A 20,608-nucleotide genomic window follows, 5' to 3' on the forward strand; every position below is an offset into this window, starting at 1 on the left:
AAGCGAGCTGAAGTGCTAAGCATTTCTGGTAATCAGATGCTATAATAGAGACAAATTAAAAAAAGGTTGGGATCAATTTGGATAAAAAAATTCGCTATACTTTCTCACCTCCGGAAAGATCAATCCCAATATACATTGATAGTATCGGTTTTAATCCACAAGAATTGGATTTTGACCGTCCAGAGGGTTATCCTTATTACCACTGGCTCTTAACGGTTGAAGGAGAAGGTGTGTTAGCTTTCTCTGATCACCAACACATCTTAGAAAAAGGAAGGGGTGTATTATTAGCTCCTTATACACCCCATAAATACCACCCTAATTATGAAAAAACAGCTAGTTGGTCAACCGTGTACCTTACCTTCAGCGGTGCTTCAGTCACTAGTATTCTCGACTCACTGCAAATGGATTATTCAGCAATTTATCGTGAGACTCAGGATAATGTGTTCTATAGCTGTATTCAGAATATATTTAATGAGCTAGCAGCAAGTCAGGATAGTAGTCCAATTATTGACTATAATATGTCTAGCCTGCTTTATCATTTCATACTGGAAATAAAGAAGTATGGTAGAGTAGATGATAAACTGTCTACCATTCAGTCATATGATAAGATTAGACCAATTGTTGAGTGGATGGAGCGCGTTTATCAAGAGAATATCGGTTTATTGGAAATCTCGGAGCAAGCAAACATTAGCTCTCAACACTTGAACAAGTTATTTCATGATACGTTTAATCTAAGTCCGTATGCTTTCCTAGTCCAACTGCGAATTAGAGAGGCAAAGCGACTATTGTTAACAGATACAGAATTAACCTTAAAGGATGTAGCTGAGAGAGTTGGGTTTAATGCGGTTAGTCATTTTGTAACAACTTTTAAAAATAGAGAGGGCATTACCCCAAAACAATATAAAGATTTGCATTGTAAGTAACGACGCCAATAAGTATATGGCTTATTAACTCATCTTTCGCATCAACATATTCATGTTCAGTTAAGTCAGCCTCGTGGAAAGCGATCCCATTGCTTTTCGGAACGACATAGCGCGCCGAACTGATATGAAAGTCACTATGGGTAGTGCATGCCCACTTCCCAAACACATTCAAGGCCTCGTGACGGCTTTCGGTGTGCGAAAGTTGAGTTTAACACGTACAAAATAAATATATAAATATCCGCTAGTCACTAGTTGAAATTATTGGCAGTAAACAGCTAAGAATGAAGTCCATAATACAGAGACACTTGTTTCATTTTTACTGCCAAAAGATCAACAATTTAAGCTATTCTTTTGCTATAATAGATAATTAGTAGACAATTACAAAGTAAACTTAGCTTCAAGGAGGAAGAAATTAATGTGGCAGCATACATATGATAAGTGGAAGAACTTTAATCAATTGGATCAAGAACTTAAATTGCAATTAGCAGAATATGCATCCGATGAAACAAAACTAGAGGATAGCTTCTATAAAGATTTGGAATTCGGAACAGGTGGTATGCGTGGAGAACTTGGTCCTGGTACAAATCGAATGAATATTTATACGATCCGGAAAGCGGCGGAAGGTTTAGCACATTATATACTAGAGCAGGGAGAGGCTGCTATGAAACAAGGCGTTGCCATTGCTTATGATTCCCGCTTTAAGTCACCTTTATTTGCAATGGAGGCGGCTAGGACTTTGGCTACCAACGGCATTAAAGCCTATGTATTTGAATCATTACGCTCCACACCAGAACTGTCCTTCGCTGTGCGCCATCTAAATGCGTTTAGTGGCATTATGGTTACAGCAAGCCATAATCCACCTGAATATAATGGCTTTAAGGTTTACAATGATGATGGTGGCCAAGTCCCTCTTGAAACAGCAGCAGCTATTATTGCCAAGGTTAATCAGGTAGAGAATGAATTAGCTGTTCTTGTCGGAAGTGAAGGAGAGTTAAAGGCTAATGGCTTAATTGAAATGGTTGGAGCTGAGGTTGACAAGGCCTACCAGGAGTCCTTAAAGTCAATTATCCAACAGCCTGCTGTCATCGATGCTGTTGCTGAAAACCTGAAGATCATTTATACACCACTGCACGGGACTGGGAACATTCCTGTCCGTCAAGCTTTGCGAGCAATGGGTTTTACCCAGGTTGCTGTTGTGGCCGAGCAGGAGAAACCAGATCCAACCTTCCATACTGTGACATCTCCTAATCCAGAGGAGCATGACGCTTTTGAACTAGCAATTGCACAAGGACTAGCATCAGGCGCTGATCTTTTAATTGGGACTGATCCAGATGCTGACCGAGTTGGTGTAGCTACGAAGAACGAAGACGGTGACTTTGTTGTTCTAACAGGCAATCAGGTAGGAGCACTAATGCTTGATTACTTAATAGAGTCGAAGAAAACACAAGGAAAGCTTGCAGAAAATGCAATTGTGTTAAAAACAATTGTGACAAGTGAAATTGGGCGCGATATTGCAGCTTTTCATGGTATTAAGACTATTGATACATTAACTGGCTTTAAGTTTATTGGTGAGAAAATTAAGGAGTATGAGCAATCTGGTGAATTTGAATTTCTGTTTGGCTATGAAGAGAGCTACGGGTATTTGGTTGGCGATTTTGTTCGTGACAAGGATGCTGTGCAAGCCTGTATGCTAGCAGCAGAGGTCGCAGCTTTTTATAAAGCTCAGGGAAAGACCCTTTATCAAGGCTTACAGGCTGTTTTTAAGAAATATGGTTATTACTACGAGTCACTTCGTTCATTAACCTTAAAAGGTAAGGATGGGGCAGATCAAATCCAAGCGTTACTGTTAGATTTCCGTGAACAACCACCAGTGACAGTAGCTGAGCAAACAGTTAGCTTTATTGAGGATTATCAATTATCAGAACGCTTTGAAGCAACAACTGGCATAAAAACAGCAATCGAATTGCCTCAATCGAACGTACTAAAGTACTTTTTAGCTGATGGATCATGGTTCTGTGTTAGACCGTCGGGAACAGAGCCTAAAGTTAAGTTTTATTTTGGTGTCAATGGTAAAGAAGAGCAAGAATCCAAAGCGAAATTAACAGCTATTGAAGCCGATGTTATGGCACGTGTTAACGCATTTGTAAGTTAACTGTAATGAGGAAGCACCATTGATTGCACATCTGCTGATCAATGGTGTTTTTTTCTGTGGAATCTGGATAGTAATGTGGTGCTGAGATAATCTAGTTATGTGCCAAATTGACTTTTGAGAAGGAGCTGATAAAACGTGAATAAAGTATCGACGGGTATTCAAGGCTTTGACGAAACGATTGATAGCCTTAGGCTCGGTGATAATGTCGTCTGGCAGGTTGATGATATTGAAAGCTATCAAAAAGTCGTAACTGCTTTTGTCAAACAAGCATTAGTAACCCAAAGACGTATTATCTACATTCGTTTTGGTAAGCACCAACAACTAATTAGTACAGATATGAATGTGAAAACCTATCAGGTTAAGGCAGCAAATGGCTTTGAGCAGTTTGCCACCCAAATTCATCGTTTAATTGAACAGGAGGGGCGAGAGGTCTTCTATGTGTTTGATTGCCTGACTGATTTACTTAACAGCTGGAGTTCTGATTTAATGATCGGCAATTTCTTCAAAGTATGCTGTCCGTACCTGTATGAGCTTAATACGGTTGCCTATTTTGCACTAACCAGAAATGTTCATACCTATGAAACAATTGCGAGAATTCGGGAAACAACACAAGTATTACTCGATCTCTATGCCGTTAATCAGCTCCATTATATTCATCCTTTAAAGGTTTGGGAGCGCTATTCGCCAACGATGTTTTTCCCACATCTTATCAATCACAATCAGGTAAAGAGTATCACATCAAGCGCTGAATCTACTGCCCTATTTAGTCATGTCAATCGAATTGAAGAAAGAATGGATTATTGGAATCGACTACTAACTGAAGCGCGACAGTTGGTTGAATTAGAAAGCGATCAATCTGTAGATATGAAGCAACGCTTAATGCTGCTGCTTATTGGTGAGAAATCGCGTATGTATGATTTGTGTGAGCGTTTCTTCACCCTAGAAGATATTATTGCTATTGCACAAAGAGAAATTGGGACTGGGTTTATTGGTGGTAAAAGTGTGGGGATGCTGATCGCTAGAAAAATTCTTGCGACAGACCCAGAGCAACGGTTTAATCACCTCCTTGAAGCACATGATTCTTTTTATATTGGATCAGATATTTTTTACACCTATATTGTCCAAAATGGCTGGTGGAAGGAGCGAATGGACCAAAAAACAAAGCAAGGCTACTATAAGTCAGCTGAAAAATTAAGAAAAAAACTACTAACTGGTCATTTCCCAAATCATATTCGTGAACAATTTATGCAGATGCTCGAATATTATGGTCAATCACCAATCATTGTTCGTTCAAGTTCTTTGCTTGAGGATAACTTTGGTAATGCATTTGCTGGAAAATATGAGAGTGTTTTTTGTGTGAATCAAGGTAGTCCTGATGAGCGCTATCAGGCACTAGAAGCTGCAATCCGTGAGGTCTATGCAAGTACAATGAATCCAGAGGCACTCGAGTATCGTTTAAATAGAGGGTTGGCTCAAAAGGATGAGCAGATGGCAATTTTAGTCCAACGGGTTTCAGGTGATCATTATGGAAAATGGTTTTATCCACATGTAGCTGGGGTCGGACATTCAGCTAATTTATATGTATTCGATCAGTCAATTGATAGTAATGCGGGTATGCTCAGGATGGTATTTGGTCTTGGGACGAGGGCGGTTGACCGGACTGTTGATGATTATGCGCGATTAGTTACTTTAGATCAACCAGAGAGAACGCCGTTAATGGATCATAACGATGGAAAGAAGTTTGCCCAAAAAAAAGTTGATTTGCTTGATTTATTGGCCAACAAATTATCCGAGGAGAGATTGGATGATGTGATCGGACAGCAAACGCAAGTAGATAGACGACTTTTCGCAACCATTGACCATTTTGCTGGTATCCGGTTACGAGAACTTGGTTATAAGAATATACCTGATCCGCATACGCTAGATTTTAAGCGATTACTGACAGAGACCAATTTCCCTCATGTGCTTAAAGAGATGCTTAATCGTTTAGCCGAAATCTATGACTATCCAGTAGATATTGAATTTACTGCTAATTTCGATTCGAAAAGCAACTTTAAGATAAATCTTGTCCAGTGTCGCCCCTTACAAACACGCGGGCTAGGAAAGTCCGCGTCAATGGAACTAATTCCAATTGGAGCGGATAGCTTTATTGATACAACAAGCCACTTCATGGGTGGCAATCTTAATCTGCCACTTGATTATATTATTTATGTTGAAATGGATGATTATTTAAGCTTACCTGAACAGGATAAATATGCAGTGGCTCGATATATTGGTAGGTTAACGCGCAAATTAAAGCAAAGTCGTATCATGTTAATTGGCCCAGGACGGTGGGGAACGTCAACAACATCACTCGGTGTACCCGTTCATTTCAGTGAAATACAGCATGTTGATGTCCTGTGTGAAGTTGCCTCCGCTCATAAGGGGTTTGAGCCTGAATTGTCCTATGGTAGTCATTTTTTTCAGGATATTGTTGAGGCGAATATTTTTTACATCGCTATCTTTGAAGGGCAGCCGAATGTAAGCTTTACACCAAGTTATTTATCGAAGTTTAATGATGTTTCTGAGCAGTATTTGGCGGCTGATCCACAGATAGCCAAGATTATAAAATGTTACCACACCACAGGTATGACCGTGCAGGCAGATATTATAGAACAACGATTAGTTTGTCGATAAAATTATTATTTAACATCAACCATTGTTTTTTTTAAAATTACAACTTGTTAATTAACGCAACTTTCGCATCAGCATAAGTATTAAATTCCGATGCTCCCAAACATGATCAAGGCTTGATGACTATTGTCAGTGTGCGAAAGTTGAGTTAAGAAAAAAATAGCATTGGTGCACAACTGTGCGCCAATGCTATTATTTACTAGTTATTTTTTGTTTTCTTCAGAAGTCCAAGCATGAAAGCTGTAACGAGAGAGCCAATGACTATGGCTAGCAGATAGAGCAATGAGCTACCTTCAACCAACCCAATTACAAAAATTCCCCCATGTGGTGCGGGTAAACCGATGCCAAATAACATCGACAGCGCTCCAGAAATTGCCGATCCCACCACTAAGGAAGGGATGACACGACCAGGATCAGCCGCTGCAAATGGGATAGCTCCTTCAGTGATAAAGCTAGCACCCATAATGATATTGGTCTTCCCAGCATCACGTTCTTCTTGTGAGAATTTATCCTTAAATAAGAAGGTCGCCAAAGCAATCCCTAATGGTGGTACCATGCCACCAGCCATAATGGCTGCATGTGGTGTAAGGAAACCGTCAGCAATCATGGCAATGCCAAATGTATACGCTGCTTTATTAACAGGTCCGCCCATATCAATCGCCATCATTCCACCTAAGATTAAACCAAGTAGGATAGCATTAGTCGTCCCCATGCCCTGGAGCCAGTTGCCGAGTCCTGTGTTAAATACACCGACGGGAACCTCGATTACAAAATACATCAACATACCAGTCGCAAATATCCCTAACACCGGATAAATTAAAATGGTTTTAATGCCATCAAGTGATGTCGGGATGCCCTTAAGCAGTTCCCTCATTCCAACAACAAGGTAACCAGCAAGGAAGCCAGCGATAAGACCGCCTAGAAAGCCTGAATCGCCTTGTGCTGCAATAAAGCCACCAACCATCCCTGGTGCTAGTCCAGGGCGATCGGCGATGCTCATAGCAATGAACCCTGCTAGGACAGGAATCATTAAGCCGAATGCATTCCCACCACCAATGGTATTGAGCGCTTCGGCAAACCGATGATAATCGACATCACCGGGGATGTGTGATTCAATTCCAAATAAAAATCCTAAGGCGATTAAAATCCCACCACCAACAACAAATGGGAGCATATGTGAGACACCGTTCATTAAATGACGATAGAAGGCTGAGCCAGATCGTGCGTGGTTAGCTGAATCTGACTGTGATTTATTATCGCCTTGATGTATGGGTGCATCGGGACTAAGTGCTCTTTTAAGCAGTGTCTCAGGTTGCCGAATACCATCAGTAACCCCGGCTTCAATAAGAACTTTACCATTGAAGCGGTCTTTATTGACGTTTGTATCAGCAGCAATAATAATAGCGTCTGCTTGAGCAATGTCTTCCTCTGTCAGCACATTTTTTGCTCCACCTGAGCCACGTGTTTCTACTTTAATTGTAATACCCATTTCTTTTGCTTTAGCTTTTAATGCATCAGCTGCCATAAAGGTATGGGCGATGCCAGTTGGACAGGCAGTAACAGCAAGAACGGTTTTTCCAGTAGTAGCTGCTTTCTTAGTTGTTTCAGCTTGTAGTTCTTGTTCGTTAATAATTGAAATGATTTCTTTAGAATCTTTAGCATTTAGTAAATGGGTTCTGAATGTTTGGTCCATTAGCATTCCTGATAGACGTGCTAGTGTATCCAAGTGTTCCTGATTTGCTCCTTCTGAGGCGGCGATCATAAAGAATAAATGAGCAGGTTTGCCATCTAACGATTGGTAATCAATGCCTGCCTTAGAGCGGGCAAAAGCGATTGCCGGTTTTTTTACCGCTGTTGTTTTAGCATGGGGGATGGCAATGCCATCTCCAATTCCTGTTGATGTATGTGCTTCTCTCTCTAGTAAAGCTGACAGGAAGTTTTGCCGATTTGACAATATGTTTTCGTTGTCTAAAATGGCTGCCATTTGTTGCAGCAGATCTTGCTTTGAATCAGCATGAATATCAAGCTCAATTAATTGTTCACTGAGTAGCTCGGTAATTTTCATGATTTATTCCTCCTAAATGGTTATAAGATAAGTCCACTGTAATTCACTATATAGCAATCATATAAGAAGCGCTTTCAAAAATCAATCATTTTCAATCAAAATTAATCATTTTTTTTCATTTTCAATCAATAGATATGTGTAATCCCTCCCGTATACGATAATACGAGAGGGATTTGTGTGAATTTATGTATGTTTTAAAAAATTGCCTTTAGGTTTTATTTGGGTTGCTTTTCTGAATAATAAAATTGGTTAATTAGTTTATCAAGTTCTTGTGAGAGGTCAATCAGTCCTTGGAGGTCTCTAGTTTTCTTAAATTGACAATACATCTCATCTCTAATTTGCTCTAATTTGCTCGACTTTTCAGAAAAAGGTCGAGGTTTACTGTAAATATTTTTAATTTTTTTCACCTCCTAAAGCAACCTTATTACAGTTTAATAGTGCCAAATGCATATGTAAATGGGTGTATATTGTATGTTATTGTCTTGTTTTGTAAAAATAAAAGATAATTGCTCGATTGGACAAGTAAATAGCCCTAAAGCATTTGCTTTAGGGCTATTTCTCGGTCAACCGGTATTACGCATGCCGGCTGCTATCCCGTTAATCGTTAATAATACATCTTCTAGAAGGTCTGAAGCTGCTGCTTCATCATCAATAGCTCTTAGTTGATTAATTAATTGTACCTGAATAATGTTTAATGGATCTACTAGTGGATTACGCAGTCTAACCGATTCTTTAATATTAGGCTGGTGATCCATTAATTCACTTTGTTGCGAAATACTTAGGACGATGTCTTTAGTAAGCTTATGTTCTTTCTTAATTTGGCCGAATATCCGCTCACTTATTGTGTCGTCTTTAATCATTTTTGTATAATTTGAGGCTATTTCTAAATCTGTTTTTGTCAGTGCCATTTGTAGATTATTAATGATTGCTTGGAAGAATGGCCAATGCTGATACATGTCTTGTAATAAAGCAAGATCATCTGTCTGGTCTAGATAGGCTTGTAAACCCGTACCAGCAGCATACCAAGCTGGAAGAAGCTGGCGTGACTGAGTCCATGCAAAAACCCATGGAATGGCGCGTAGATCCTCAAAGCGATCACTGCCCTTTCGCTTCATCGGTCGAGAGCCAATATTCAAAGCACCTAACTCGTTTAATGGTGTACCTTGATTAAAGTAGGTAAGAAAATCTTTATCGCCAAATACGAGATCTTGATATTTCTTTAGTGCAGCTTCGGAAATAAAGGTCATTGCCTCACGTTCTTGTTTAGTCGGCATCTCTTCCTGCACTTCGCTCTGGGGAATGCCTGCCACTGACGTAAGCAGAGTACTTGTTGCTTGTTCTAAGCTCCGGTATGCAATATCAGATAATAAGTAACGTGATGATAACACCTCACCCTGTTCTGTTATCTTGACACCATCTCCATGTGTGATTGGTGGCTGTGAAAGTAGACTAGAGTAAAGCGGACCACCACCACGACCGAGTGAACCGCCACGGCCGTGGAAATATTTAAGCTTCACGCCGTATGAAGAGGCTATTAGATGAATTTCATCCTGAGTTTTGTAAAGTTCCCAGTTAGCCGTTACGTTGCCACCATCTTTACTACTGTCTGAGTAGCCTAGCATAATTTCCTGAAGATCCCCACGCGCTTCCAAGTGCTTGCGGTAAAGTGGAATAGAAAAGAGTTGCTTAATCATTTCTGGACCAAATTTTAAGTCATCGATGGTTTCAAGTAATGGGGCTACATGGAGCCTACTGCGAACTTTCCCGTCTGGATAAACCCGATATAGTCCGACTTCTTTCGCTAGAACGAGAACTTCAAGAATATCACTTACTGCCGTAGTCATGCTAATTAAATAAACCTCAATCGCGCGTTCCCCAAATGTATCTTTAACTTGCTTAATCGTTCTAAATGTTTCAATCATTTCTTGAGATTCTTTAGAGAACTCATCATAAATCGAAATGAGCGGTCGTGGATCTTCCAGAACTTTAATCAATGTTGCCGTTTTATCCGTTTCATCTAGCGCCTTATAGTCGGGAGCAATACCGACCTGTCTTAAAATCTCAGCAATTGTATTCTCATGCTCCCCACTATGATTTCTGATATCCAACGTTGCCAAATGAAAGCCAAAGATCTCAACTTGTCGAATAACATGACGCAACAACTTAATTGGATTTTGGGCAGGGTGGTGAATCGTAAGACTATCCTGAATAAGTAAAAGGTCGTCCTTTAAAGCATGAGCATCAGAATAGCCCCCCTTGGTATCCTGCGCAGTCAGCTTAAGTCGGCGTAAAATTAAGCCAAGTTTAACCCGATATACTTCGTCAATTTTATGCCAGCCATTATACTTTAGTTCTTTTTGATCATTGGCAATTGATTCAACAAGCTTATCACTAACAGCTACTTTTTTATTCGATTGACTTAGCTTTTCTTTTAGCGAGTCAATTGATTCCATATATTTTGATAGCACAAGGTTGCGGTGTTCTTTTAATGTATTAAAGGTTGTCTTTGCTTTAACATTTGGGTTACCATCACGGTCCCCGCCAATCCATGAACCAAAGCGTAGGAAGGCTGGTACTTGAAAGCGATGGCTGTACTTTTCTTCTAATAAATCCTCTAAATCTTGGTGTAATTGTGGTAACACATTAAAAAGAACTTTATCGAAGAAGTATAGACCGTTTGAGACTTCCTTCATTACAGAGGGTTTCTTCTCTCTAATCTCGGCCGTTTGCCATAAAATAGTAATTTCATTTTCAATCATTTCTTGAATAACTTTTTTGTCATAACGTAAGTATGAGAACTCCCAATCCTTTAGTAGGTCAGCGATTCGCTGGTGGATACGAAGCATACTACGCCTTGTTGCTTCAGTTGGATGAGCGGTAATAACTAACTCTAATGACAAATCCCCAAGGACTTTCTCGACCTGTTCAATTGATATATTGTTTTCAAATAATTGGTTGACGCCATGCTCTAGTGATCGGGATTGTATAATACTATCATCTTGCATTTGATATTCGCGACGTCTGCGGCTTCGATAGTTTTGTTCAGCAATGTTATACAGCTGAAGGTTAACTGAGAATGCACGAATTACCTTTTCACGTAATGAGGAATCAAGCTTATTAATCTCCTGATTGAAAGTTGTAAAATTGCTAGCCTGATTTTCAGCGCGAATCGCTTTAGACAATGTTCGAAAGTGCTTAACAGTCTCGAGTAGCTCTTCGCCACCTTCATGTCGTAATACCTTGTCTAGCAGTCTGTTTAAATACTCAACATCTTGATTAAGTGTAATGTTACTAGCTCGATGTGCTTTATGTTGCATTGAATCACTTCCTTTCGAGAATTGTAAATGAAAAAAATGAGTAGTGTTTACAATGGTGGGGATTGGCTTATGATAACTCTTTTCTATATCCCATGCAGGTCTTTATAGTATCATAACACGAATGCCGTAGGATAGATAATTTAAAAATTACTAATTACAATGTAAAATAGTCACATCTATACCGAAAAAGCAATGTTGCATTGAAATGGGTGACTTAAATATATCAATAAGTGATTGAATTTAAGAGTTGAAAAAAATCTGCAAAATTTTATAAAAAAAGGTTGATAACGCTTACATAATTAGTTATGATATAAACGTAGCAAGCGAGCTGCATCCCTTCGCAAGTTTTGGCCTGTACCGTTATTGTTGGACAAATTTTTAATTTGCGCAATAATGATGGTATAGGTATTTTTTTGTCATTTTTCAGTTTAAAGTATAGCTGGCTGGACGGATTGATTTCATTATGAGTACCCAACCAAGTGGAGATAAGCAATGGATGAGACTCCTGCGGGAATAGAATGAGCTGAAGATCCACTTTGGTGAAGTGTCTTCCTTCACAAAGTGGGGGATGTTAGACTAAACCCGTTACGTCCTGGGACTGGGATTGCGATTACTCGCCCCAGCGAAGTGATTTGCGATTACTCGTACCACCAAAAACACTTGTGACAACGGCTAACTGACCTACATCCTGTATGTCCGAAGCCAGCCACGCGGAAAGCGAATCCATTGTTTTTCGGAACGATATAGCACGCTTATTGGATAATGATGTAAGTTTAGCTAGTGCACACGACTTTTCCAAACACGTTTAAGACTTCCTGACTATTTTCAGTGTGCCAAAGTTGAATCTATTTAAGAGCTATTTTAAAATCTACCCACATAAACACAATGATAGCGGATTATTTAAAGAAAAGAGTTTGGAGGGAATTCATTTGAGAAAGTCATATATTCTGACAATTGATCAAGGAACGACGAGTTCACGGGCATTTCTAGTAAACAATCAAGGCAAGATTGTTGCCCAAGCACAGCGTGAATTTGAGCAATTTTTTCCTAAGCCGGGTTGGGTTGAACATGATGCCAATGAAATATGGACTTCAGTTCTTGCCTGTATTGCTGATGTACTTAGAAAAGCAGACGTAGTTGCTAGTCAGGTTGCAAGTATTGGCATTGCCAATCAGCGCGAGACAACTGTACTATGGAATCGAAAAACGGGTAAGCCAGTCCATCATGCAATTGTCTGGCAATCAAGACAGACTGAACCTATTTGTGAGCAATTGAGACAAGCTGGATATGGAACAATAATTAAGGAGAAGACTGGTTTACTTATTGATCCTTATTTCTCTGGAACTAAAATTAAGTGGGTTCTAGACAACGTTGTTGGTGCTTGGCAACTAGCTGTGCAGGGAGACTTGCAATTTGGGACAATTGAGACATGGCTTATCTATAAGTTTACAGGTGGAAAAACACATGTTACAGATTATTCAAATGCTTCTCGAACAATGCTCTATAATATTCATGATTTAGAATGGGACGAGGAATTATTAAGACTTATGGACATACCAAAATCTTTATTGCCTGAAGTGCGTTCCTCTTCAGAGGTTTATGGTCATACCGTTCCTCATCATTTCTTTGGAGAACAGGTTTCAATTTCAGCGGCAGCAGGGGATCAGCAAGCTGCTTTATTTGGACAAGCATGTTATCGCGAAGGCATGGTGAAGAATACATATGGAACGGGGTGCTTTATGTTGATGCCGACTGGGGAAAGAGCGATATCTTCCTCGCACGGTTTATTGACTACTATTGCATGGGGACTTGATGGACAGGTAACCTATGCGCTTGAGGGTAGTGTGTTTGTTGCAGGCTCTGCTGTTCAGTGGTTAAGAGATGGTTTGAGAATGATCAAAGCAACTTCAGACTCAGAGCAGTATGCGAACCGGATTCTTTCAACAGAAGGGGTGTACTTTGTGCCTGCCTTTGTTGGGCTAGGAACACCTTATTGGGATAGTGATGCACGGGGGGCAATGTTTGGTATAACAAGGGGAACAACTAAGGAGCACTTTATCCGCGCTACGTTAGAATCGATCGCTTATCAAACTAAAGATGTATTGGATATCATGGTCGAAGAGGCTGGTATAGAAATAAAGGCACTGCGCGTTGATGGTGGCGTAGTAAAAAATGATTTTCTCATGCAATTTCAAAGCGATCTTCTTAATGTTCCGGTTGAACGCCCAAGCGTTAATGAGACAACTGCATTAGGCGCTGCTTATTTGGCTGGGCTAGCCATCGGTTTTTGGCAAAACAGGGATGAACTTGAGGGATATTGGCAAAGTGATCACTTGTTTAATCCAGAAATGAACGCTTCAGATAGTGATAGATTATATCAAGGCTGGAAGAAAGCTGTCCAAGCAGCACGAGTATTTAAGTAATCTTGAAGCAGATAATAACCCCAGCGTTCAAAGTGAGCTGGGGCTAATATATGCTTTATTTATAACGCGAATTTAGGTTGATTTAATAAATTGAGGATGATTTTCACAAACTCCCGCTTGCCGTGCAGCTGAGGCATTCTTCTTAACTTGGTCAACACTTTTACATCCTGGAATAACTGTTGTAACAGCAGGATGCTGTAAACACCAAGCTAATGCCCATGTTGCCATTGACATTCCTTCAGGCACTTCTGATTGAGCTATCTCCTTAACTAACGCTAGCTTGCGACGTTGCTCATCACGATCATGACGGGAACGAACGTCATTTGATTGAAAACGGTCACCCTCGTTGTATTTACCACTAAGATAACCGCTTGCTAATGGTACACGCGCCAAGATACCTAATTGATTCTCCTCAGAAAGAGGAAAGATCTCCTGCTCAGCTTCCCTTGTTAACCGGTTGTAGACAAGCTGTAAAGCAGATACGCCAAGCTCTTTAGCAACTTTCGTTTGCATGAGACTTGGTTTATTCTGAAGTGAAAGTCCAATGTAACGAATTTTTCCAGCCTGTTTCTGCTTATCAAGCATCGTCCAAAGTGTATCGTTATTAAATTCTTGATCAGATAGCGAGTGGGATTGGTATAGATCAATATAATCGGTCTGTAATGCCTTTAATGAACGGTCAAGCTGCTTAAGCACATCGTCTGGATCAAGTTGCCGTGTTCGATTAAATGGTCCATGATAATGATGACCAAACTTTGTTGCAACTATCCAATCATTTCGGCTGTGCCTGCTTAAATAATTTCCAAGTAGTTTTTCAGATAAATGATCACCATAACATTCTGCCGTATCAATTAAGTTAATACCTTCTTCGGTAGCATGATCAAGGATTGCATCAACCTGATGTTGGGTGAAATCAATTCCCCATTCACCACCAAATTGCCACGTCCCAAGTCCTACTACAGATACATCTAAGTCTGTTTGTCCAATTTTTCGATAATGCATGTACATTCACCTCTCTGTATGTTAAGTCGTTTTATCACATTTGTCAGTTAATTATTCGTGTGAACTAATAAATAAGCTGATCATTCTGCTTAGTTTCATAAAGGTACAGATCGTTTTCTAAAAAGAGGATTAGCAATTATTTTTACAAATGTCTATTTGCTAAGCAAAGTCAAGGCAATTAGGTTATGCCATAATTAGCATAGCACAAAGAAGGAAGGACTTGAAAGGGAATGATTAAAAAAAATGCACCCAACGTTAGTTGGATGCCAATAAGGGGGACAATCTAATTTGAAAAATACACTATCTCTGCTGAAAGCATGAATACGAGTGATTCAAGTCAGAGGAGATATACATTTCAAAATTGTAACCGTTTTCATTATAAAACAATTCACTATAACTTTGAATCATTCATTAGTACTATTTTTATCCCATATTTTCCTTTTGTAAAACTGACTTTGTGTTATGATCCAATAAAGCGTATAATAATAAGTGAACCCAAGAAAGGGGAGGCATAATGGCTTATTATAATAATAGAAAAGAACCTGTTGAAGAGGTCGAAACGCCAATCTGGTCATGTTTGAATGATGAGTGTTCAGGGTGGATGCGAGAAGATTATTCCTTTGAGCAGGAACCAACTTGCCCACTTTGTCAATCAGAAATGGAAAAGGATAGTAAGGTGTTACCGAAATTATCTTAGTATCACTTAGTAGTCTTGAAGCTCAGTTCATGAGTAGTTCTACCTTTTAGTAGGGTTTTTACAGTAAACAGTTGTACAGCAATGACATTTCGTCTAACTCATATAGATGAAAGACAAACAAAAAAATGATGAGACATGATAGTAGTTAGCTACTGTTATGTCTCAACTGTTTATTATAATTTGATTAAGAGAAAAGATATAAATGATAATATTTTTTCATTGCAGATGATTTCTCTGTTAATATGCTAATACTTATCGTCTTAATAGAACAGAAAATCGGTGCTTTAATATAAATATAGTGTATGGTTAACGATGCCGTATAGGTAAGCAACTATAGAATGGGGTTTTTTGATGGCTAAGTCTTATTTACGCATACTATTATTAATCAGTAGTATTCTGTTTTTCTTGATTGCCTGCACAAGCGACCAAGAAGAGGCTGAACAAACAATAAATCAAATTAAGCCAAATTTAGAACTTGATGGTGATCCAGAGGTTGATCTTGAAGCATTAATATCGGCTGAAGAGCAATTAGATTCGGATCAGGTCGTCCTCACGGTAAACGGTGAGTATGTCTATGGGGAGGCATATAATGCAGTATATCAGGATATTAAATTAGCAATGTTTGAAAATGGCGATGATATTGAAACGTTATCGGTTATTCATGACGAAACGGTCGATATGTTAGCACGTCGTCTTGTGCTTATGCAGGATGCTGAGGCAAGAGGGATAACGGTAAGCAATGAAGAACTTGATGATGTCTTTTTTGAAACGAAAGCGCAATTTGATTCGGAAGAGGATTTTAACAATGTACTTGCTCAACTCGCTTTTACCGAAGAAAGCTTTCGAGAAACGATCCAAGTTCAGCTTATTCAACAGCTTTATATTGAACAAGAATTTACGCATTTAACGGTAACTGAATATGAAGTGGAGGAGTTCTATGCAATATTAGAAAACCAGATGGACGAAGCACCGCCACTTGCTGAGTTAGCAACAGAAATAGAAAATCAAATCTTGCAAAGTAAAATTCAGGCTGCTTTAGAAGAGCGGGTTGAAACGCTAATGGAAGTAGCAGAAATAGAAGAGTAATAAACACGATAGGTAGCGTTATGCCAACGATGAGGGCTATTCTACGTGTTAATCATGATTTCTTGCTAATGCTAAGCAGGACCAGACAGATGCTGTCTGGTCCTGTATGCGCCTTGATCGCAGGTAAATTGACTGTAAGTCCCTACAGATTGAAGGTTCACTTTATTCATACAACTGTTGAAAAACGTCACGAAGCTGGTTGACGGTATACCCACTACCACCTAGTTCTTGAACATTCTCCACCATCATGGCAATAATAATGTCTTCTTCCTCAGGATAAGCAACAAACCAACCATTTTCAGCACCATCTTCATCATCTAAAGATTGTTTTAGCTCAGCAGTTCCTGTTTTCCCAGACAGGGTAACGATATCAATATTGGCTGATCGTGCAGTACCATTTGTAGCACTCACAACATCCCGAAGAGCTGTTCTTATATATGCTGCATCCTCAGGACTAATAAGATCTTTAGCTAGGAAGACTCCGCTTTCTTCTTGATCCTCTAGAATAGGCTGAATCATACTGCCGTCATTTAGAAGTGTACTATAGGTAGTTGCGAGATGAAGGGCGCTCATTAGTACTTCACCTTGACCATAACCTGAATCTGCCAGAAGTGTTTCGCGATCTATGCTCGAATCATTAGCTACTCTACTAGAACGGATTGGGTACTTATAAGGCAATTGCTCTTCTCCAAAACCAAATCGCTCAAGTTGACTAACAAATGCTTCATTTCCAATTGCAAGCGCTTTTTGAGCAAAGAAAATATTATCAGAACGCACTAATGCATCATGCAAATCAACTGGTCCAGACGATTCAGAGACCCGCCGGACTCGATAATTGCCCCAGCCATCTTTACTCCAGGTTAAGCCATTAATTTCAATGCGCTCATCATGAGTAATCACACCTTCATTTAGCCCAATTGCTGCTGTTAGCGGTTTAAAGGCAGAGCCAGGTGAATAGGTTGATGCGAACCTATTTAAGGTTGGTTGATCAGGATCGTCAATAAGTGCATCATATTCACTCTGACTAATGCCATAGGTGAAAAGGTGAGGATCGAAAGCGGGACTTGATACCAATGCAAGTGTCTCACCAGTTACTGGATTAATTGCAGCGGCTGTCCCTGCCTCATCCTGATAGCTTTCAAATAAAGCCGTTTGAATATTAGCATCTATCGTCAGCATAATATCCTCTCCTGGTTGAGGGGCAATCTCGGCAATTCCTGTTCGATTATTGTTATGCTCAGCAACAATACGGATACCACGTTCACCACGTAGCCTAGCTTCAAATAGTTGTTCTAGGCCACGCTTGCCTAGCTGGTCATGCTCCCGATATCGACCAGGCTCTGCTTCCTCTAACTCTTCAGCTGTAATGTTACCGACATAGCCGATTAAGTGTGCCATTGCCTCGCTGTAAGGATAAGCTCGTCCCGTGATCGTTCGCTGCAATACAGGTGGAATGGCATTAAGCGCCTCTCGTAAATCTTGATCTGTCGATGGGATAGTTTTTAAAGGGACGAATACGCCCTCAGTAACCCAGCCTTGTTCAAGTGCCGATTCAATTGCGGAAACAGATAAACTTAGTAAATCGGCAATTTGTTCGATTTCATTATTCCGATCATTACTGAAGAGTCCAGGATCAACCCCAATTTCATAGACATCATCATTTAGAGCTAAGCCATTGCCAAAGCGGTCAAAAAGCTCGCCTCTAACTGTTTCAGTAGTGATCACTTGAAGAGTGCCGCCAGCTTCTAACTCGGGGAAGATTAAACCCGGGTGCCAATCGACAAACCAATTACTTTGCTCATCTTCATCTAATTGCTCAATCATAGTGATTTCAGCAGTGAAACTAATTTCACCAGCAATCGAATCAAGGCTAACTTGAATTGGGAAAACGGAAGCGGGTTCTTCATCCTCGCCATCTGTCATAGGAACATCGAAGGTAATAACGAGGTTACTTGCTTCAATATCCTGATAGATTTTTTCATAACGCTCAATAAAAGCTTCCGTTGCAACTTCCTCTTTCACTTGGTCAGCGAGCATGTCATACATAATCGGAAATTCCTCAGCTTGCCAATGTGTGAGATAGGTTGCTAAACGATCCTCAGGAAGTATTACCTCTTCGTCTGCACAGCCTGCTAGAACAATCACAATCATTAGAAAGTAACTAAATAAGAATTTTTTCATACCATTCTCCTTAATAAATTTATTCCTCATAAGGAACTGCATAAATTAGATAGCGGTCTGGGGCATTACCCACATAGCCAAATGGGTAACAAGTTGAAATAATTAATTCTTCATCTGGAGCAGTGGAGCCAATAATTGTCCGATCATCAGCATCAACAATTTTAGAATCAACCATCTTATAGTTAAAATCACCATAAGGGAGAGAAATGGTAATAATATCACCAACCTCAACATCGCCTAATTTAGTAAACACTGTATCGCGATGACCAGATAATAAAATTTGATCTTGCTGACCTGGATAGGCAGTAGCAGCGTGATGTCCAACCCCTTTCTCTAAGTCATCAGGGTCGGTTCCCTCTACAATGGGTAACCGGGCATCAATCTTATCAATGATTAGTAAGCCTACTTCATCACCGTGATTAGGTTCAAATAACTCCATTGGCATCTTATTAGTGCGGTGTTCATCTAATAAGACTTCGACACTTTCAAGTGCCTGCCTTTCAGCAGCTTGAATTTTAAAATACTGATAGCCTCCAATTCCGATAAACACTAATCCTATTAAGATAAACAATACTGCTATCTTCCTCATTCTAGTCTCCTCCTATGTTCATTCCCGTATCCGTTTAATTATGGTAAAATCTATACTATCTCCAAATCATATCATAAACAAACGCACATCTAATAGAGAAAGGCGTGTTTCTATGCGAAAAAAAATATACTGGTGCGCTCCAATTAGTTGGATGCTGTTTATTTTCTACTCATCTGCTCAGCCCTACCAAAATCAAGATGTTCGCCCAGCGCTTGACCGTTATCTTAATCTCCAGATTATTGAACCTTATGTTGCTAGCGTCCAATTTATGTATAACCAATCTGAGGTTAGTGTTGCGGCACTTGGTTTGAATGGCTTTGTTGAGTTCTTTATTAGAAAAGGCGCCCACGTCTTTGTCTTTTTTATGTTAACTTGCTTATTTTACCTAGCGCTAAGTAAAAACGCACCAGCTACGTTTGGTCGAAATCTTAGCCTGTCAGTGCTACTAACGATTGGCTATGCTGTTCTTGATGAATGGCATCAAAGCTTCACCCCTAACCGTACCGCGTTCTGGGGGGATGTTGTGATTGACGGCATCGGTGCACTCATCGCCATGCTCGTTATTTTATTTATACATAAGTTGCGCCAACGCAAATTGAATTAGCTGATTGGTTGCTCAAGATAAAGTTCGTCAACAAACTCAATTTGTGCTTGGTCACTCGTTAAATCAATGACCCAAGCAGTAAAGGTAGCCACCTGATCAACTTCAACATAAACATGAAGATGAACCAAATCAAGATAATTAATTGAGTGGATGCGGTATTGCTGCTGTCGTAAAGCGTTCTCCACCTTACCGAGTAAGGTGTAAGCAACGGTTAATTTAAGTTGCTTCATTAACTTACGCTCAACAATCCCCGTTTGATTTAATGCTTCTGATGTTGTTCCGGCATATGCACGAATAAGGCCACCAGCCCCGAGTTTTATTCCACCAAAATAACGGGTTATCACGACACAGACATCTTTTAACCCGCGTTTTTTCAAGACATCAAGCATTGGTACACCTGCTGTTCCAGACGGTTCACCATCATCATTTGCTTTTTGGATGTGATCATGTTCCCCAATTAAATAACATGAGCAATTATGATTGGCTTGATGATGTTGCTTTTTAATCAGTTGAATAAACGCAACGGCCTCTTCTTCACTTTCACAGCGCTTAACGTGACCAATAAATCGTGATTTCTGTATTTCTACTTCAGCAGTGCCTTCAGGCGCTACAGTCAAATATGACTTGAGCATCATAAATCCCCCTTGTTCTATCTTTATTATAAGGTGCTCTAGCTTTAGGGTAAAGTAAAGATGTTACTTTGTATACACTGATTGGCTTGATCAAGTAATTAATACATTAACGCAGATTAATCGTTTCTTTCTGAGGACTGTTTAAGCGATTATGTTCAAAAATAAATTTACTACAAAAACGTTAATAATAAGATCTTTAAAAATAAACCAAAAAATTTGGTTTTAACTCCTGTATTTTTGGGTATGAGGTGATTATAAAACCTT

The 20,608-nt window shown here is 39.7% G+C and carries 14 protein-coding genes; 7 read left to right on the forward strand and 7 right to left on the reverse strand.

The genetic code is table 11. The features are described 5' to 3' along the window. Positions 1–77: 77 nt before the first annotated feature. From BM000_RS12115 to BM000_RS12125, 3 genes are all read left to right on the forward strand, one after another. Complete coding sequence (locus BM000_RS12115; protein WP_091498769.1) at positions 78–923, forward strand: AraC family transcriptional regulator; 846 nt, start codon at positions 78–80, stop codon at positions 921–923. A gap of 415 nt (positions 924–1,338) precedes the next feature. Then, on the forward strand, positions 1,339–3,075 hold the full coding sequence (locus tag BM000_RS12120) for a phospho-sugar mutase (protein ID WP_091498772.1): 1,737 nt from the start codon (positions 1,339–1,341) through the stop codon (positions 3,073–3,075). Positions 3,076–3,210: 135 nt separating this feature from the next. Next, complete coding sequence (locus BM000_RS12125; protein WP_091498775.1) at positions 3,211–5,751, forward strand: PEP/pyruvate-binding domain-containing protein; 2,541 nt, start codon at positions 3,211–3,213, stop codon at positions 5,749–5,751. A gap of 196 nt (positions 5,752–5,947) precedes the next feature. Here BM000_RS12125 and BM000_RS12130 read toward each other — a convergent pair whose 3' ends face one another. The 3 genes from BM000_RS12130 to ppc form a co-directional block, all read right to left on the reverse strand. Beyond that, on the reverse strand, positions 5,948–7,813 hold the full coding sequence (locus BM000_RS12130) for a PTS fructose transporter subunit IIABC (protein WP_091498777.1): 1,866 nt from the start codon (positions 7,811–7,813) through the stop codon (positions 5,948–5,950). Between the two features lie 215 nt (positions 7,814–8,028). Beyond that, positions 8,029–8,220, reverse strand: coding sequence for a Spo0E family sporulation regulatory protein-aspartic acid phosphatase (locus BM000_RS17205; RefSeq protein ID WP_091498780.1), 192 nt, complete (start codon positions 8,218–8,220; stop codon positions 8,029–8,031). 156 nt (positions 8,221–8,376) lie between these two features. After that, complete coding sequence (ppc, locus tag BM000_RS12140; RefSeq protein WP_091498782.1) at positions 8,377–11,130, reverse strand: phosphoenolpyruvate carboxylase; 2,754 nt, start codon at positions 11,128–11,130, stop codon at positions 8,377–8,379. Between the two features lie 929 nt (positions 11,131–12,059). On the opposite strand from ppc, the gene glpK reads away from it, so the two are divergent. Continuing rightward, positions 12,060–13,553 (forward strand): glycerol kinase GlpK, encoded by a 1,494-nt coding sequence (gene glpK, locus BM000_RS12145; protein ID WP_091498785.1) that lies wholly within the window; start codon positions 12,060–12,062, stop codon positions 13,551–13,553. 72 nt (positions 13,554–13,625) lie between these two features. On the opposite strand, the gene BM000_RS12150 is transcribed toward glpK, so the two are convergent. Beyond that, positions 13,626–14,555 (reverse strand): aldo/keto reductase, encoded by a 930-nt coding sequence (locus BM000_RS12150; RefSeq protein WP_091498787.1) that lies wholly within the window; start codon positions 14,553–14,555, stop codon positions 13,626–13,628. Between the two features lie 514 nt (positions 14,556–15,069). Here BM000_RS12150 and BM000_RS12155 point away from each other — a divergent pair. Together BM000_RS12155 and BM000_RS12160 are read left to right on the forward strand one after the other, a co-directional pair. After that, complete coding sequence (locus BM000_RS12155; protein ID WP_091498790.1) at positions 15,070–15,252, forward strand: cold-shock protein; 183 nt, start codon at positions 15,070–15,072, stop codon at positions 15,250–15,252. Positions 15,253–15,603: 351 nt separating this feature from the next. Further along, a complete protein-coding gene (locus BM000_RS12160) occupies positions 15,604–16,338 on the forward strand; it encodes a SurA N-terminal domain-containing protein (protein ID WP_091498792.1) in 735 nt (244 codons plus the stop codon). A gap of 162 nt (positions 16,339–16,500) precedes the next feature. Here the strand turns inward: BM000_RS12160 and BM000_RS12165 are convergent, their stop codons facing one another. Both BM000_RS12165 and BM000_RS12170 read right to left on the reverse strand, forming a co-directional pair. Next, positions 16,501–18,519 carry a penicillin-binding transpeptidase domain-containing protein gene (locus tag BM000_RS12165; protein ID WP_091498795.1) on the reverse strand — a complete coding sequence of 673 codons (2,019 nt, stop codon included), beginning with the start codon at positions 18,517–18,519 and terminating at the stop codon, positions 16,501–16,503. Positions 18,520–18,538: 19 nt separating this feature from the next. Beyond that, on the reverse strand, positions 18,539–19,108 hold the full coding sequence (locus BM000_RS12170; RefSeq protein WP_091498798.1) for a class D sortase: 570 nt from the start codon (positions 19,106–19,108) through the stop codon (positions 18,539–18,541). Between the two features lie 112 nt (positions 19,109–19,220). Here BM000_RS12170 and BM000_RS12175 point away from each other — a divergent pair, with 112 nt between their 5' ends. Continuing rightward, the gene (locus BM000_RS12175) at positions 19,221–19,712 is read left to right on the forward strand and encodes a VanZ family protein (RefSeq protein WP_091498799.1); all 492 of its coding nucleotides are present in this window, start codon (positions 19,221–19,223) and stop codon (positions 19,710–19,712) included. Here BM000_RS12175 and BM000_RS12180 read toward each other — a convergent pair. Next, positions 19,709–20,344 (reverse strand): YigZ family protein, encoded by a 636-nt coding sequence (locus tag BM000_RS12180; protein ID WP_091498802.1) that lies wholly within the window; start codon positions 20,342–20,344, stop codon positions 19,709–19,711. The two genes, BM000_RS12175 and BM000_RS12180, sit on opposite strands and share 4 nt — an antisense overlap. Positions 20,345–20,608: the final 264 nt, after the last annotated feature.

Origin of the sequence: Amphibacillus marinus (assembly GCF_900110345.1) — a bacterium.
Taxonomy (GTDB): Bacteria; Bacillota; Bacilli; order Bacillales; family Amphibacillaceae; genus Amphibacillus_D; species Amphibacillus_D marinus.

Coding starts and splice junctions, on each gene's coding strand:
- BM000_RS12120 (WP_091498772.1), top strand. CDS start 1,339: ATGTGGCAGCATACATATGATAAGTGGAAGAACTTTAATCAATTGGAT.
- BM000_RS12130 (WP_091498777.1), bottom strand. CDS start 7,813: ATGAAAATTACCGAGCTACTCAGTGAACAATTAATTGAGCTTGATATT.
- ppc (WP_091498782.1), bottom strand. CDS start 11,130: ATGCAACATAAAGCACATCGAGCTAGTAACATTACACTTAATCAAGAT.
- BM000_RS12150 (WP_091498787.1), bottom strand. CDS start 14,555: ATGCATTATCGAAAAATTGGACAAACAGACTTAGATGTATCTGTAGTA.
- BM000_RS12155 (WP_091498790.1), top strand. CDS start 15,070: ATGGCTTATTATAATAATAGAAAAGAACCTGTTGAAGAGGTCGAAACG.
- BM000_RS12160 (WP_091498792.1), top strand. CDS start 15,604: ATGGCTAAGTCTTATTTACGCATACTATTATTAATCAGTAGTATTCTG.
- BM000_RS12165 (WP_091498795.1), bottom strand. CDS start 18,519: ATGAAAAAATTCTTATTTAGTTACTTTCTAATGATTGTGATTGTTCTA.
- BM000_RS12170 (WP_091498798.1), bottom strand. CDS start 19,108: ATGAGGAAGATAGCAGTATTGTTTATCTTAATAGGATTAGTGTTTATC.
- BM000_RS12175 (WP_091498799.1), top strand. CDS start 19,221: ATGCGAAAAAAAATATACTGGTGCGCTCCAATTAGTTGGATGCTGTTT.
- BM000_RS12180 (WP_091498802.1), bottom strand. CDS start 20,344: ATGCTCAAGTCATATTTGACTGTAGCGCCTGAAGGCACTGCTGAAGTA.